17 protein-coding genes are annotated in these 15564 nt (G+C 66.1%); 2 read left to right on the top strand and 15 right to left on the bottom strand.

The window, feature by feature from the left end:
- The 15 genes from ACSQ3M_RS23025 to ACSQ3M_RS22955 all read right to left on the bottom strand — a co-directional run bounded on the left by ACSQ3M_RS23025 (position 1) and on the right by ACSQ3M_RS22955 (position 11091).
- Positions 1–978 (bottom strand): GSU2403 family nucleotidyltransferase fold protein, encoded by a 978-nt coding sequence (locus ACSQ3M_RS23025; RefSeq protein WP_436152399.1) that lies wholly within the window; start codon positions 976–978, stop codon positions 1–3.
- A 153-nt stretch (positions 979–1131) separates the two neighbouring features.
- Complete coding sequence (locus ACSQ3M_RS23020) at positions 1132–2160, bottom strand: ABC transporter substrate-binding protein (protein WP_436152398.1); 1029 nt, start codon at positions 2158–2160, stop codon at positions 1132–1134.
- An 88-nt stretch (positions 2161–2248) separates the two neighbouring features.
- Positions 2249–2506, bottom strand: coding sequence for a hypothetical protein (locus tag ACSQ3M_RS23015; RefSeq protein WP_110490685.1), 258 nt, complete (start codon positions 2504–2506; stop codon positions 2249–2251).
- A 70-nt stretch (positions 2507–2576) separates the two neighbouring features.
- Positions 2577–4313, bottom strand: a complete 1737-nt coding sequence (gene ureC, locus ACSQ3M_RS23010; RefSeq protein ID WP_436152397.1) for an urease subunit alpha — start codon at positions 4311–4313, stop codon at positions 2577–2579.
- Positions 4314–4320: 7 nt separating this feature from the next.
- On the bottom strand, positions 4321–4719 hold the full coding sequence (locus ACSQ3M_RS23005; protein ID WP_436152396.1) for a PIN domain-containing protein: 399 nt from the start codon (positions 4717–4719) through the stop codon (positions 4321–4323).
- Positions 4719–4997 (bottom strand): AbrB/MazE/SpoVT family DNA-binding domain-containing protein, encoded by a 279-nt coding sequence (locus ACSQ3M_RS23000; protein ID WP_436152395.1) that lies wholly within the window; start codon positions 4995–4997, stop codon positions 4719–4721. Before ACSQ3M_RS23000 ends, ACSQ3M_RS23005 begins: the two co-directional genes overlap by 1 nt.
- Positions 4998–5068: 71 nt before the next feature.
- The gene (locus ACSQ3M_RS22995) at positions 5069–5887 is read right to left on the bottom strand and encodes a DUF1003 domain-containing protein (protein WP_436152394.1); all 819 of its coding nucleotides are present in this window, start codon (positions 5885–5887) and stop codon (positions 5069–5071) included.
- Positions 5888–6012: 125 nt separating this feature from the next.
- On the bottom strand, positions 6013–6633 hold the full coding sequence (locus ACSQ3M_RS22990; RefSeq protein ID WP_436152393.1) for an urease subunit gamma: 621 nt from the start codon (positions 6631–6633) through the stop codon (positions 6013–6015).
- Complete coding sequence (locus ACSQ3M_RS22985) at positions 6630–6977, bottom strand: hypothetical protein (protein ID WP_436152392.1); 348 nt, start codon at positions 6975–6977, stop codon at positions 6630–6632. The genes ACSQ3M_RS22990 and ACSQ3M_RS22985 overlap by 4 nt, the downstream gene beginning before the upstream one ends.
- A gap of 10 nt (positions 6978–6987) precedes the next feature.
- Complete coding sequence (locus ACSQ3M_RS22980) at positions 6988–7845, bottom strand: urease accessory protein UreD (protein ID WP_436152391.1); 858 nt, start codon at positions 7843–7845, stop codon at positions 6988–6990.
- Between the two features lie 105 nt (positions 7846–7950).
- Positions 7951–8844, bottom strand: a complete 894-nt coding sequence (locus ACSQ3M_RS22975; RefSeq protein ID WP_436152390.1) for a PfkB family carbohydrate kinase — start codon at positions 8842–8844, stop codon at positions 7951–7953.
- A 5-nt stretch (positions 8845–8849) separates the two neighbouring features.
- Positions 8850–9899: an aldose epimerase family protein gene (locus tag ACSQ3M_RS22970; RefSeq protein WP_436152389.1), complete on the bottom strand. Its 1050-nt coding sequence runs from the start codon at positions 9897–9899 to the stop codon at positions 8850–8852.
- A 22-nt stretch (positions 9900–9921) separates the two neighbouring features.
- Positions 9922–10332 carry a type II toxin-antitoxin system VapC family toxin gene (locus tag ACSQ3M_RS22965; RefSeq protein WP_436152388.1) on the bottom strand — a complete coding sequence of 137 codons (411 nt, stop codon included), beginning with the start codon at positions 10330–10332 and terminating at the stop codon, positions 9922–9924.
- The gene (locus ACSQ3M_RS22960) at positions 10332–10577 is read right to left on the bottom strand and encodes a type II toxin-antitoxin system VapB family antitoxin (protein ID WP_284168993.1); all 246 of its coding nucleotides are present in this window, start codon (positions 10575–10577) and stop codon (positions 10332–10334) included. The genes ACSQ3M_RS22965 and ACSQ3M_RS22960 overlap by 1 nt, the downstream gene beginning before the upstream one ends.
- A gap of 64 nt (positions 10578–10641) precedes the next feature.
- Positions 10642–11091: a VOC family protein gene (locus ACSQ3M_RS22955; protein WP_284168992.1), complete on the bottom strand. Its 450-nt coding sequence runs from the start codon at positions 11089–11091 to the stop codon at positions 10642–10644.
- Positions 11092–11170: 79 nt separating this feature from the next.
- On the opposite strand from ACSQ3M_RS22955, the gene ACSQ3M_RS22950 reads away from it, so the two are divergent.
- Positions 11171–12637 carry a cation diffusion facilitator family transporter gene (locus ACSQ3M_RS22950; protein WP_436152387.1) on the top strand — a complete coding sequence of 489 codons (1467 nt, stop codon included), beginning with the start codon at positions 11171–11173 and terminating at the stop codon, positions 12635–12637.
- Positions 12638–12699: 62 nt separating this feature from the next.
- A complete protein-coding gene (gene pepN / locus ACSQ3M_RS22945; RefSeq protein WP_436152386.1) occupies positions 12700–15336 on the top strand; it encodes an aminopeptidase N in 2637 nt (878 codons plus the stop codon).
- The last annotated feature ends 228 nt before the right edge of the window (positions 15337–15564 follow it).

Genomic DNA, 15564 nt, shown 5'->3' with positions numbered 1-15564 from the left:
TCAAGGTTCGAGGCCGAGCATCGCCAAAGAGCGCTCGATCGGCCTCGACCAGCCATCCCGGCCACGTCGCATGGCGTCGGCCAGCGCATCCTGCCAGGCGTAAGGCGCGTCGGCGCGCAGCAGTTCGATCATCGCCCCTGCCTGTGCAAGGTCCTTGCGGCTTTTGACGATCTCATGCGCGCCGCGCCTTTGCGCGACGATGAGCTTGTGGACCGCAAACCGGCCGGGCTGAGGCAACATTACTGGCACGCCCGCGCCGTGGAGCGCGACGGCCGGAACCGGATCGACGATCAGCCAGTCGAGATGCTGGAGGGGCGTCGCGCCGGCGGCGAGCCCCTTGAGCGGCATCGGGTCGCGATCGCTGCGGCGGCGCTGCGGTGTCAACAGATCGACGACGAAGCCCTGCGCGTCGCGAAAGCGCGAAGGCGGCGCTTTCGGATCGAGCCCTGGCACGGCGGAAAAGCTCGGCTCGGCCCGCCGCAGGATCGCCAGCATGCTGTCGCCCTGGATATCCGCGTCGAGAGCCAGGTCGGCGGTGGCGAGGTCGAGATCCTGCGTCATCACGGTCGCAGCCGGCAGGATGGCGCCGAGCAGCGGCGGATAGCACTGATAGGCCGCCGTGCCGACCAGCACGGCTCCACGCCGGAAGAGGCCGGCATGGGCGACGGAATCAGCCACCTTGCCAAGCGCGGTCGTAGGCCCAGGGATGAGGCGGCGCAGCGCCGCCACCAGACGGCGGCGCTCTTCCCGGCGCGCCATTTCGGCGCGAGCAGCTTCGGCACGCACGAGCACTTCGGGATCATCGGCACGACCAAGGTGCTCAACCGTACGGCTCGTGCCAACCCAACGCTGGAGCCTCAAATAGCGGATGCCGGCAACCGTCGTCGCCACCACCGTCGCTTCATCCGGCGAGGCTGTCGCAACCTGCTGCTGCAGGTCGGCATAGAGCGTCTGGATATTGAGCGGAATGCGCTGCATCCCGATTTAGTAGCACAAACCGGTATCTGTGCTACTAAATCGGGATGCAGTATTTCCGCGCTTCTTCAAATCGCGGGAATGCGCCAGCTCTTTGTTTTATCGCATTTTCTTCACGCGAACCGGTGTCCACTTCGCTTGAAAATGCTCCAGCTTTCAGCGCGGCAGCGCCTTCACCTCTTCGTCGAATTTCTTCAGGAGGCGCGAGCGCTCGGCCGGGCTGCCCCAGCGCGGGGTGTCGTAGTCGATCAGCTTGATCTCCTCGAATTTCGGCGCGTCGGGTGAGAGCTTGGAGTTCCTGTTCGAGGGGATCGAGTTGATCTTGAGCTTGGCGTTGATGTCCTGCGCCTCCGGCGAGAGCGTGAAATCGACGAATTTGCGCGCCGCTTCAGGATTCTTGCCGCCCTTGATCACCGAGACCGAGCCGGTCTCGTAGCCGGTGCCCTCGCAGGGGGCGACGATGCCGATCGGCGCGCCCTGCAGCTTCTGCGTCAGCATGTCGTGCATGAAGGCGATGCCGACCGCCGTCTCGCCGAGCGCCGTCGCCTTGACCGGGGCGATGCCGGACTTGGTGTACTGGCTGATGTTCTTGTGCAGGCTCTTGAGGAAGTCGAAGCCCTTCTCCTCGCCGAGGCGCTGGACGGTCGTCGCCAGGAAGACATAGGCCGTGCCGGACGAGCTTGGATCGGCGATCTGGACCTCGTCCCTGAACTTGGGATCAAGCAGATCGGCCCAGCATTTCGGCTCGGCGAGCTTCTTGCCCTTCAGGGTCTCGAGATTGTAGCCGATGCCAAGCACACCGAGATAAATGCCGGAGGTGCGGAACTTCGACTGCTCGGCATGGCGCCTGGCCCAGTCGTGCAATTCGGCCAGCTTCGGCGATTTGTACTCGTCGAGCAGGCCCTCGTCGGCCGCCTGCAGATGCGGCTCGCCCGGCCCGCCCCACCAGACGTCACCGCGGGGATTGGTCGCCTCCGCCTTGACCTGGGCATAGACCTCGCCGGTGCTTTTGCGCACCATCTGGACCTTGATACCGGTTCCCTTCTCGAAGATCGAGGCGCCCTCGCGGCACTGCTCCTCGAGGATCGAACAGTAGACGGTGACCTGCCCCTGCGCCGCCCCAGGCGTCGCAAAGGCAGCGAGAGCCGAGCCGGCAAGCACAGCAGCATGGGAAAGACGGAACAAGGCAACCTCCCTGGACGGCTGATTTTCTTTAGCCGCCTACAAGAAAGAGAGGCCTCGCAGGTGTCAACCATAGAGGGCGCCCCGCCCCTCAGTGCCGCCGCGTCCGGTCCGGCAGCTTGTCGATCGCCTCGTCGGCGCCCTGATCCTTGCCGAGAACGCCTTCGCGCAAGACCTTCGTCGCCGCGTCCTGCTTCTTTTCAGGGGAGGTCTTCAGCGGTTTCGTTGCCCTGGTGGCTTCAAGACCGATCTCCTTCGGCTTCTTGCCGTCATTGCGGGCACTGGCGGCAAAGGTCGCGAGCGCTTCTGGCTGCTGGCCCTTGGGGCCTGCGGTCTTGGGCTTGGCCATGGTTCCCTCCCTGATCTGCGATGGGAGGGAACGTGGAGGTGGCCGGCGATGTTCCCGCCGGCTCCGCCGCTCAGAACAGGAAATACCGCTGCGCCAGCGGCAGCTCCCTGGCGGGCTCGCAGACCAGCAATTCGCCATCCGCCACCACCGCATAGGTCTCCGGATCGATCTGAATGTCCGGTGTGGCGTCGTTGTGGATCATGCTCTTCTTCGAGATACCGCCGCGGGTGTTCTCGACCGCAACCATCTCCTTGTCGGTACCGAGCTTGTCCTTCAACCCGTTTTCCATCGCCGCCTGCGAGACGAAGACCAGTGAGGTCGACGTCACCGCCTTGCCGAAGGCGCCGAACATCGGTCGGTAATGCACCGGCTGCGGCGTCGGGATCGAGGCGTTGGGATCGCCCATTGGGGCCGCCGCGATCGAGCCGCCCTTGACGACGAGATCGGGCTTGGCGCCGAAGAAGGCCGGCGACCAGACGACGAGATCGGCGAGCTTGCCCACTTCGATCGAGCCGATATGCCTGGATATGCCGTGCGAGATCGCCGGGTTGATCGTGTACTTGGCGACATAGCGCTTGGCGCGGAAATTGTCGGCGCCGGTGCCGGCATCCTCCGACAGAGGCCCGCGCTGGACCTTCATCTTGTGCGCGGTCTGCCAGGTGCGGGTGATGACCTCGCCGATGCGGCCCATGGCCTGGCTGTCCGAGGACATCATCGAGAGCGCGCCGAGATCGTGGAGGATGTCCTCGGCCGCGATCGTCTCCTTGCGGATGCGGCTCTCGGCGAAGGCGAGATCCTCGGGGATCGACGGGGACAAATGATGGCAGACCATCAGCATGTCGAGATGCTCGTCGAGCGTGTTGACGGTGAAGGGCCGGGTCGGATTGGTCGAGGAGGGCAGCACGTTCGGCAGCCCTGCGACCTTCATGATGTCCGGCGCGTGGCCCCCGCCCGCCCCTTCGGTATGGAAGGCGTGGATGGTGCGGCCCTTGATCGCCTTGATCGTGTCCTCGACGAAGCCGGACTCGTTCAGCGTGTCGGAGTGGATCATTACCTGGACGTCGTATTCGTCGGCGACCGAAAGGCAGTTGTCGATCGCGCCCGGCGTCGTGCCCCAATCCTCGTGCAGCTTCAGCGCACAAGCACCGGCCTCGATCATCTCGATCAGCGCGCCGGGCAGCGCCGCATTGCCCTTGCCGGCGAAGGCGAGGTTCATCGGGAAGGCTTCGGCCGCCCTGATCATCTGGCCGAGATGCCAGGGACCCGGCGTGCAGGTCGTCGCCAGCGTGCCATGGGCCGGGCCGGTGCCGCCGCCGAGCATGGTGGTCAACCCGCTCATCAGCGCATCCTCGATCTGCTGCGGGCAGATAAAGTGGATATGGCTGTCGAAGCCGCCGGCGGTGACGATCTTGCCCTCGCCGGCGATGACCTCGGTGCCAGGGCCGACGATGATCGTCTCGTCGGGTGCAAAATTGCCGAAGCCGGCCTGGATGTCGGGATTGCCGGCCTTGCCGATGGCGCAGATGCGGCCGGCCCTGATGCCGATATCGGCCTTCACGATACCCCAATGGTCGAGGATCAGCGCGTTGGTGATGACGGTGTCGACCGCGCCGTCGGCGTTCCTGACCTGTGACTGGCCCATGCCGTCGCGGATGACCTTGCCGCCGCCGAACTTCACCTCCTCGCCATAGGTGGTGAAATCCTTCTCGACTCTGATGATGAGCTCGGTGTCGCCGAGGCGGACGGTGTCGCCGGTGGTCGGGCCGAACATCGCGGCATAGGCATTGCGCGGAAAGGCGAAGGGCATGGCGGCCTCAGGTCGGAAGCGGCGAGAACAGATCGGGCATGGTGAGGGCGTCACCATCGAAGGTGAGCGTCGTCGCGCAGCCATATGCAAGATTCGACGCACCGATCAGGCAATCGGCAAAATCGGCCTTGCCCACTTCGAAAGCCTTTACCGCGCGCTCGACGAGATCGGCTTCCTCCACGGAGAATTCGGGCGCCTCCAGCAGATGCCGCAGCCAGAGCGCGATCTCGGCGCGCGGCCGGCGATAGACTCGCTTTAAGGTCCAGGCGAACTCGATCAGAACTAAGCGGCTGATGTGGAACGGACCAGCATCCCTGTCCTTCACGAGACGTTCGACGATAGCGGTTTGGCGCGCGTCGGTTCGATCGATGAAGCGCAAGATGACATTCGTATCCAGCGCCAGCATTACCGCGCAGAGCGCACGCGCGCTTCCTGCTCCTCCATGGCCTCGGCGACCGCGTCATCGATATCCGCCTGGGTCAGGGGCCTGCCCAGGGTCAGAGCCGGCATCGTCTCGCGCAGCTCGAAAATGCTCCGCCGCCGCCGCGGTGCGACCATGAGCTCATTGTCGTCGGTGAGCTCGAAACGCAGCTGATCGCCCGGCCGCAGATCGAGCGCCTGGCGGATTTCCGCCGGCAAGGTGAACTGGCCTTTTGATGTCAACGTGCTGGATGCCTTGATCAAGGTATCCTCCTTTTGTCTGCGTCATCCTTACATAGACATAAAGTAAGGAATTTGCGATCCGCGTGTGACCGTCAAAGGGCCCCGCCGTCCTCGGCTGGCCTCTCCACTGGCGTCGCAACCACCTTCTTCTTCGCCACCGGCTTCTTGCGCCGCTTCGGCTTTCGCCTGGGCAATTGCGCCTCCTGCAGCATTTCGAGCTGGACCTGCTGGATCTCGGCGAGGCGCTGCCATTGCCGGGTGATCAGATGGTCGACCTTTTCGTGCAGGTGCCGGACCTCGAGCTCGGCCTTGAGGTTGACCTGGTAGTCGTTGAACGAGCGCAGGCGATCCTTCGCCTCCTGCCGCTTCTGGCTCATCATGATGATCGGCGCCTGGATGGCCGCGATGCAGGACAGCACGAGGTTGAGCAGGATGAACGGATAAGGGTCGAAAGCGCCCGTCCCGGCGACGACGTTGACCAGCATCCAGACCGCCAGCACCACGCCGAAGCTGATCAGGAAGGCCCATGAGCCACCGAAGCTGGCGAGCCCGTCGGAGAGGCGCTCGCCGAGGGTGCGATGCTCCTCGAAATCGTCCTCGATGTTCTCGGCGATGGTCTCCTGCCGGGCGATGCTTTCGGCGACCTCGCGATCGAGATCGGTGTATTCGCCGTGCTCCTCGCGCAGGATCTCCTCGACATAGCGCGTGCGGTAACGCGCCAGCTCCTTGAGGCTGATCAGGCTGTGATCGTCGAGATCGGGGAAGTCGCGCCGGATATGCTCGACCAGCGAGGGCCGCAGGGTCCCCAGCACGATCAGGTTCTTGCGGCTGAGCTCAGCGCCGCTGATGGCGCAGACGCCACGCTTGGCCTTGCCGCTTTCGAGCATGGGGAGTTCAGCGTCTTCTTGCATCGCGGCTTGCCTGAGGATCGTTCGAGCATGGCAGCTGCCTCCGGCTGACGGAAGCCGGCAACGTTACGCTCACAACGCTGAAGTGAAATCTCGTCGCAAATGCGTCCCGTCGAGCGAAACCCTGCTCAGAGCTTGCCCATGACCTCCTGGCGGAAGCCGTAGACCTCGCGCTTGCCAGCGAGCGCGACGAGCCTGACCTCGCGGGTCTGTCCCGGCTCGAAGCGCACGGCGGTGCCGGCCGGAATGTCGAGCCGGAAGCCGCGGGCCCTGTCGCGCTCGAAGGCGAGCGCCGGATTGGCCTCGAAGAAATGATAGTGCGAACCGACCTGGATCGGCCGGTCGCCGGTGTTGGCGACGGTCAGCGTCAGGCTCTCACGGCCTTCGTTGAGGATGAGATCGCCCGGCAGCGTCGTAACCTCGCCGGGCCTCAGCCGGCCGGCCGAGCCGCGGATCGGCTCGTGGACGGTGACGAGCTTGGTGCCGTCCGGGAACGTCGCCTCGACCTGGACGTCGTGTAGCATCTCGGCGATGCCATCCATGACCTGGTCGGCCGAAAGGACATGGGCGCCGGCTTCCATCAATTCGGCGACGGACCTTCCGTCGCGCGCACCCTCGACCACGAAGTCGGTGATGAGCGCGACGGCTTCGGGATGGTTCAGCTTGACGCCGCGCTCGAGCCTTCGCCTCGCCACCATGGCAGCCATGGCGATGATGAGCTTGTCCTTCTCGCGCGGCGTCAGATTCATGCCTTGACCTTTTCTTTCTCGTCTTCGTCAGCTTCGTCCTCGGAGACTTCGGCGTCGTCCTCTTCCTCGCCGTCCTCGTCCTCTTCGCCTTCCTCTTCCTCGTCCTCTTCGTCTTCATCGTCGAGGGAGGCGTATTCATAGGCGAAGACGATCTCGCCGGTGGCGGGATCAAAGCTGCTCGCAGTCGACTCGTCGAAGGCCTCGATCAGCATCTCGGCATCCTCGGGGCCGTCGACATCGAAGCGACGCACAGCTTCCTCGCCCTCGCCCTTCAGCGCGAGCTCGATCGCCCAGCCGCGGGAGCCGGTATCATAGACGCATTTCAATCCCTGGATCGCCAGCATGACACTCTCCTCACGTTGACCAGGTGCGCGGCAGCGCACGGCCGATCAGATGCCCGAGCAGCATGACGAGGGCGCGACGCAGCGCCTGCGCGTCGGCTGAGAGGAGGCGGATCAGAAGGAAGCCGTCGAGGATGCCGGCGCCGGCCTCGACCTCGGCGAAGGCCGGATCGCCAGCGAGCAAGGCGCGAATGTCGGAGAGCTTTTCGGGCTGCCCCGGGCCTGTGGCAAAGACGGTCGCGGCGGCCCCCGCGCCCTGCCCGACCGTCTTGCGACCCAAGGTCACGTCGATGGCGCCGTCGAGCCTGAGGTCCTCGGCGAAGATCAGCCGGCCGTCGCGGCGGATGCGCCAGCGATCGCGCAGCTGGCCACGCGACAGGCTCTCGCCCATGGCGGCGCGGCCGAAATAGAGCGTCTCGGCGGCGATGAAACTCGCATCAGCCGCCAGCTCGACATCGAGGCTGCGCGACAGGCGGGAACCCGAGAACAGGATCGTCTCCTGCGGCAGCCAGGCGAGTTCGGCGCCCGCTGCCACGTCGATGCGGGTCTCGACCCGCGTCTCGCTGCCCTGGCTACGGTAGATTTTTTCGGCAGCCTGCGTCGTCACAACCGCCTGTGCGCCGGCATCGAGAGTGATCTGCGTGACGGCGCGGTCACCGCCCGCCATGCCGCCGGCGGTGTTGATCAGTACGGCCTCGCAACGCTCGTCATAGGCAGTCGGGAAGCGAGCGCGATAGCCGCCGCTCTCGGCGACCTCCAGCCGCATGGTGCGCGCGCCGACCTTGCCGAAGCGCAGGCGCACGCCGCCGTTGGCACGGACATAGTCCGGCAACAGCGGTTCGGGTGATTGCGGCAGCGCGGGCGCGAACATGAAAGGCGTCGGTGGGCGGAGGGTCGATGCAGTGTTCCGCGCCACCCTTTGCCGGGCAAGAGGCTCGCCAGCCGCGATTGCCCAAATAATGGGCAGACCGCAGCGTCAGGGATGCGCCGCGAGGAAGCGCTCGACCTCGTCGCGCGTCGGCGTGCCGGCCCGGCCGCCGAAGCGGGTGCACTTAATCGCCGCCACCGCCGAGGCGAAGCGCACCGCCTGGCGCTCGCCCTGCCCTTCGGCCAGCGCCAGAGCAAAGGCGCCATGCCAGACGTCGCCGGCGCCGAGCGTGTCGACCGCCTCGATCGGGAAAGCCGGTAGATGGGCGATGCCGCCATTCTCCATGAAGAGGACGCCGCGCGGCCCGAGCGTCACCGCCAGCCAATTCTCCGCATCGCGCGCGAGCGCTTCCAGTGCCGCCCGCGGCTCCTGTCCGCCCGAGATCTCGCTCAGCGCCTTCTCGCTGAAGGCGACATGGCTGGCGGTGGTGACCATCTCCGGGTGCGTCGGCTGGCGATCGCCGTCGATCACGCCGGGCACACCGGCCTTGCGGGCGAGCTTCAGTGCCGCGAGCGAGCCCTCGCCCCAGCGCGTGTCGACCAGCACGCCATCGACGCCAGCTGGCAGTACATCGGGCAGCCAGTCGGTCGTGAGCGGCGTCTTCGGATCGGTATAGGAGACGACCATGCGCTCGCCCTGGGCGTCGATCAGGATCGAGGAGACCGGCGAGCGCAGGCCGGGAAAGCGCGGCGAGAGCGAGGTGTCGACGCCGTCCTGCTGCAACTGCCCGACGATGGTGTCGCCGACGGCGTCGTCGCCCAGCCGCGTCGCCAGCCAGGCCTTGCCGCCGAGCCGGCCGATCGCGGCCGAGCCGCTGCCGGCACAGCCGCCGCCGGTGACGACGAGATCGCGGGCCCGGTCCTTCTCGCCGGGATTGGGCACGCGCTCGACGCTGTAGACATAGTCGAGCGTCGCGATACCGAGACAGAAGACACCGGCCATGCCGCCTAGGCTCCGAACCTGAATTCGCTGATCTGGCGGTAGACTTCGCCGGGGCGCAGCACCGTCGATGGGAAGTGCGGAAGGTTGGGCGAGTCCGGCACGTGCTGCGGCTCGAGCGCGATCCCGGCGCAGGCGCCATAGGGCGAACCGTCAAGCCCGGAGACGGGCGTATCCAGCTTGGCGCCGTCATAGACCTGCAGCGCCGGTTCGGTGGTCCAGACCTCCATGGCAAGACCCGAGCGGCGCGAGCGCAAGGTCGCGGCATGGGCGAGTTCGAGACCGGTCGCAGCGGCGGGCTCACGGCGATCGCGCCGGAGCAGGTAATTGTGATCGTACCAGAAGCGCGAGCCGTCCGGGTTCGTGAAGCGGATCGGCCGGCTTTTGCGGAAATCGAAGGGCGTCCCGGCCACCGAGGCGACCGAGCCGTCCGGGATCAGATCGGCATCGACCGGCGTGACCAGGTTGGCGCGGACTTCGAACTCATGATCGAGAATGTCCGGGGCATCGTCGAGACGAAAATAGGAATGGTGCGCCAGGTTGACGATCGTTGGCGCGTCCGTGGTGGCAGTGAGCTCGATCCGCAGGGTCGCTGCACTGGCGAGGCTGTAGCGGCAGAAGACATTGAGCATGCCGGGATAGCCGGCATCGCCAGCGGAGGAGACCAGCGCCAGCGTCGCGCTAGCCTCGTCGTGCTGCACCAGCGTCCAGGGTCGCTTGCTGAAGCCCTGCCCGCCACCATGCAACGAGTTCCGGCCGTGCTCGTTCAGTGGCGTGCGGTATTCGACGCCGTCGAGCACGAAACGGCCGCCGCCGATGCGGTTGGCGAAGCGGCCGGCGATCGCGCCCATATGCGGCGAATGTTTGGGATAATCGGCGAAATCGGGGAAGCCGAGCACGACGCGCTGGCGCCCGCCACCCGGCAGCGGCACGACGAGATCGCGCAGCACCGCCCCCCATTCCATCACGCGCGCCTCGGCCCCGGAGGCCGAACGCAGCACGGCCTCGTGGATCGGGGTGCCGTCGTCGAGCGTGCCGAAGAGGGTTTTGGTCAACATTCAAAAAGCTCCGCGGGGAATGTCAGGCTCCGAAGCGGACGCCATCGATGTCGGTGTGAACGAAGTCGTCGCCTTTGTAGGCAAGCTTGAGGCCGGCGCTCTTGGCTGCCGCATAGGCAAAGCAGTCGCCCATGTTAAGGCGCGCGGCATGCCCGGTGAGGTGATGATAGCGGGACGCGCAGAGATGGGCGTCGCGACCGACCGCAGCATCAATGGGAATGATCGAGACCTGAGAACCGTCGATGAAGGTCGAGACGACGGCATATGCCTGCGCAACCGAGATCGCCCTAACAATGGCAATCCTGGTGGATGCTTCGAATATGGCGAGCGGTGTCGTCACCAGACCGGCCTCCTCAGCCAGCGCCGCCCTGATCCGACCCGCCTCAGGCTCTTCGAGCAAATTAGCGACGATGACCGACGCATCGAGCATCATCACGCGTCGCCATATTCGCGATCGAAGAACTCCTTGTGGGTCATCCCATCATCGATCACGGGATGATCGGCAAGCATCGCCTGCGCCTTGCGGGTCGCCTCCTCGATCCGCTTCATGCGATCGGCACGGCGCGCCAGCTCACGCTCCACAGCCATGCCGATCGCGGCCTGGAGCGAGGTTCCCGTCTGCCGCGCCAGCTCTCGCACCTGCCGGTCGATCTTTTCGTCACGCACCAGAATGCCCATGCGAGCCTCCCTGATATCATCTGATGATATCAGGGAGTATATCAGCCAGCAATCAGGCGTGCTTTTACCAAGCCCCGGTGTTCGGCATGCTCAGCCACGGCTCGGCCGGCGCCTTGGGCTCGCCCTTCTGCAGGATCTCGATCGAGATGTTGTCGGGCGAGCGCACGAACGCCATGTTGCCGTCGCGCGGCGGCCGGTTGATGGTAACGCCGGCCTTCATCAGCTTGTCGCAGGTGGCATAGATGTCATCGACCTCATAGGCGAGATGGCCGAAATTGCGCCCGCCGGTGTAGACCTCCGGATCCCAGTTATAGGTCAGTTCCAACGTCGGGCGGCCGCGGCTGCCCTGCTCCTTCACGGCTGCGGCGTCATCGGACGCGGCGAGGAAGACCAAGGTGAAGCGGCCCTTCTCATTCTCGATCCGGCGGGTTTCGACCAGACCGAACTTGGTCACGTAGAAATCGAGCGCGGCATCGAGGTCGGTGACGCGGACCATGGTGTGAAGATAGCGCACTGTTTTTCTCCCGGGGTTGATCTGGCCGATGGATCGGGCCAAACCGACCGCAATCCAAGAGGGTTCGCGCGGAGCTGTCATGAGCGGAACGCAAGATCGCACGCCGAACCCGACGGGCACGGTGTCGCCCGCCGAGGTGGCGCGGGTCAAGCAGAAGGCGGCGACGCTCTCGGTCGTCGCTAGCATCGTGCTGACGCTGGCCAAGTTCGCCGCGGCGATTGTCTCCGGCTCGCTCGCCCTGATGACCGATGCGCTGCAGGGGCTGATCGACATCGGCTCGACCATGTTCACCTGGTTCGCCGTGCGCGCCGCCGACAAGCCGGCCGATGACGAGCACCATTACGGCCATGGCAAGTTCGAGGCGCTGGCGGCGCTGCTCGAGACCGCGATCCTGTTCGGTCTCTCGGGCGCGATCCTGTGGGAGGCCGCCAACCGCCTGTGGAGCGGAGCTGAGCCCCATGTCGCGGTGACGCCGCTGGTGATCGGCGTGCTGCTGTTCTCGTTGATGGTCGACGCGACGCGCTGGCGCACGCTGACCATGGTCGCGAAAGAGACGCGCAGCGAGGCGCTCTCGGCCGAGGCGCTGCATTTCGCCACCGATTTCGTCGGCACGGCGCTGGTCCTGCTTGGCCTGATCCTGACCCGCATGGGCGTGCCGATGGCCGACAGCGCGACGGCGCTGGCACTCGCCGTGTTTATGATCGCCACCGCTATCAAGCTCGGTCGGCGCACGGTCGATACGCTGATCGATGCTGCCCCCAAGGGCGTCGCCGAGCGCCTGCGCGAGGCGGCGCAGGGCGTTGCCGGCGTCGTCAATGTCGAATGGCTGCGGCTGCGGCCGGCCGGCGGCGTGGTGCAGGGCGAGATCGGCATCCAGGTCTCGCGCACTCTGCCGCTCGATCGCGTCAGCGCGATCAAGGACGACCTCCTGCGGGCGGTGGCCGTCGTCGAGCCGGATTCGGCGCTGACCGTCACCGCCAACCCGGTCCAGGTCGACGACGAGACGGCGCTGGAACGCGTGCTCTTGATCGCGCTGAAGATGAAGGTGCCGGTGCACCATGTCAGCGTCCACACCATCGGCGGGCGGCTCGCCGTCTCGCTCGACATGGAAGTGGACGCAGTGCTGCCGCTCGGCGAGGCGCACGAGATCGCCACGCGGCTGGAGAACGCGATCCGCGCCGAATTCGGCGGCGAGACCGAGGTCGATACCCATATCGAGCCGATGGAGACCGGCCAGCCCTCTGGCCACAACGCACCCTGGGAAACCGTCGAGGCCATCGGCAAGGCGATCGCGCAGGAAGCGGCGCGCGTGGCGGAAGCCGGTGGCCCGATCCGCGACATCCACAGCGTCCGGGTGCGCGAGACCCGCAACGGCCTCGTGGTCAACTATCACTGCCGCGCCGATGCGGCGCTCGACGTTGCCGCCGTGCATCACGCCGTTGACAGGATCGAGCGAAACGTCCGCGAGGCCAGGCCCGATGTCTGCCGCCTGGTCAGCCATGCCGAGCCGGCAGTTGTGTCCGTCAAGCCCTACGCCCTGCCCTGACGGCTTCCGCTGCCGCGCCAAGCCCCATAGACAAGAGCGACTGAAGGAAGCGAGCTGAGCCCATGCGCGCCGAAGACGCCCCGCTGATCCGCCTTGAGGATTATCGCCCCTCCGATTGGCTGATCGACACCGTCGACCTCGACATCGTCCTCGACCCGACACGGACCAGGGTGCGCTCCCAGCTGCAGCTGCGGCCGAACCCGGCCGGCCATGCAGGAGCGCCGCTGATGCTCGACGGCGATGAGCTGACGCCGGACTCCATCCTGCTCGACGAGGTCCCGCTCGATCCCACCCTGTACTCCCTCTCACCGCAGGGGCTGACGATCCATGCCCCGCCGGTGCGGGCGTTCTCGCTCAGGATCGAGACGACGCTCGACCCCGGCGCCAACACCAAGTTGATGGGTCTCTACCGCTCCAGCGGCGTCTACTGCACGCAATGCGAGGCCGACGGCTTCCGCCGCATCACCTATTTCCTCGACCGGCCGGACGTGATGAGCGTCTATACGGTCCGCCTCGAAGCGGAAAAGACGCAGGCGCCGGTGCTGCTCTCCAACGGCAACCTCGTCGCGGCGGCCGAGCTGCCCGGCGGCGAACGGCATTTTGCCGTCTGGCACGACCCGCACCCGAAGCCGGCCTATCTCTTCGCTCTGGTCGGCGGCAAACTCGACCATGTCCGGCAGGATTACGTCACTGCGGATGGCCATAAGGTCGAGCTCGCGGTCTATGTCGAGCCGGGCAAGGCCGGGCGCGCCGGCTGGGCGCTGGATTCGCTGGTGCGCTGCATGCGCTGGGACGAGCGCGTCTTCGGCCGCAACTATGATCTCGACGTGTTCAACGTCGTCGCCGTCTCCGACTTCAACATGGGCGCGATGGAGAACAAGGGCCTCAACATCTTCAACGACAAATATGTGCTGGCCGACCCGCTGACGGCGAGCGATGGCGACTACGCCTCGATCGAAGCGATCATCGCGCATGAGTACTTCCACAACTGGACCGGCAACCGCATCACCTGCCGCGACTGGTTCCAGCTCTGCCTGAAGGAAGGCCTCACCGTCTTCCGCGACCAGGAATTCTCCTCCGACGAGCGCTCGCGCCCGGTGAAGCGCATCGCCGATGTCCGCACGCTGCGTTCGACGCAGTTCTCCGAGGATGCCGGCCCCCTGGCCCACCCGGTCAGGCCGCGCGCCTACAAGGAGATCAACAACTTCTACACGCCGACGGTCTATGAGAAAGGCGCGGAGGTGATCCGCATGCTCAAGGTCCTGATCGGCGAGGACGCCTTCTCGCGCGGCATGGACCTCTATTTCGAGCGCTGCGATGGCACCGCCGCGACGATCGAGGAGTTCCTCGACTGCTTCGTCGAGGCCTCGAGCCAGGACCTCGCCCATTTCGCGCGGTGGTACGAGCAGGCCGGCACGCCGACCGTGGTCGCCTCCGGCAAATATGATGCCCAGGCGAAGAGCTACACGCTGCAGCTCGCCCAATCGACGCCGGCGACACCCGGCCAATCGGACAAGCAGCCGGTGGTCATCCCCGTCGCGCTCGGCCTCGTCGGCAAGGACGGAGACCTGCCGCTCGCCAGCATCTCGCCGGCGCTGAAAGCCGGCGGAGTGGTCGTGCTCGACCAGCCTTCGCTGTCCCTGACGTTCACCGATGTGCAGGAAGCGCCGACGCCGTCACTGCTGCGCGGCTTCTCGGCACCGGTGCGGCTCGAACTTGACCTCGGCGACAACGAACTGCTGACGCTGTTCACCGCCGACAGCGATTCCTTCAACCGCTGGCAGGCGCTGCAGACCGTGGCGACGCGGACGCTGGTGCGCGCCGGCAAGGGCGACATGTCCACGCTGGATGCAACCGCCGCGGCGCTCGCCAAGGCGCTTTCCGGCTTCCTTTCCGACCCCGCGCTGGATCCAGCCTTCGCCGCGCAAGTGTTGCGCCTGCCGGCTCCGGCCGACATCGCCCGCGAGATCGGAATCGCTGTCGACCCTGCTGTCGTGCATGGCGCCCATCGCCGGCTCTCGGCCACGATCGGCAGCGCGCTCGCCGGCCAGCTCGCCACCTTGCGCGACAGCCTCACCGAACGCGGCCCATATTCGCCGGCCGCGGCGCCGGCCGGGCGGCGCGCGCTCCGCAATGAGGCGCTGGGGTTGATTGCTCTGGGGGCCCCGGCCGAGGGCGCGCGGCTGGCGCTGGTGCAGTTCTCCGAGGCCGATAACCTGACCGACCGCCTCGCGGCGCTGGCCGCGATGACGCTGGTTCCGGGAGCCGAGCGCGAGGAGCTGATCGCGCGCTTCGGCGAGCTCTATGCCCGCGAGCCGCTGGTGCTCGACAAATGGCTGATGGCGCAGGCGCTGATCGCGGAAGACGGCACGCTCGCGCGGGTCAAGGGGTTGATGAACCACCCGGCCTTCTCACTCGGCAATCCCAACCGGGTGCGCGGCCTGATCGGCGGCTTTGCCGCCAACCTGACGCAGTTCAACCGCGCCGACGGCGAAGGCTACGGCTTCATCGCCGACATCGTCATCGCACTCGACCGGACCAACCCGCAGGTCGCCTCGCGCCTGCTCGGCTCGTTCAAGAGCTGGCGCATGCTGGAGCCGGTGCGCCGGGCCAAGGCGGAAGCGGCCTTGCGCATGGTCCGGACGACCCCGAACCTGTCGCGCGACGTCGCCGATATCGCCGCCCGTTCACTGGCTTGAAAGGGTCGGTGACGGGCGCCTCAAGGCCGCTTTGCCTCAAAGGTTAACGAAGTCCTGCGCGTGCAAGATTCAACCGATTCGACACTACAACTCTTGCTTGCAAAGTCGCGCAAAGAACGAAGTTTCCGCTAGACAAAGCGACTCCTGCGGATTCAACTGACGGTGATTCGGGGATGCGGCACGTCTCCCGATCTTACTGACGGTACATCGCTTCCGAAGGGGGACGGG

This window comes from Allobosea sp. LjRoot90, assembly GCF_964254315.1.
Classification (GTDB): Bacteria; Pseudomonadota; Alphaproteobacteria; order Rhizobiales; family Beijerinckiaceae; genus Allobosea.
The sequence above is the reverse complement of the archived record's forward strand: the minus strand, read 5'-3'. Positions and strand labels throughout refer to the sequence as shown.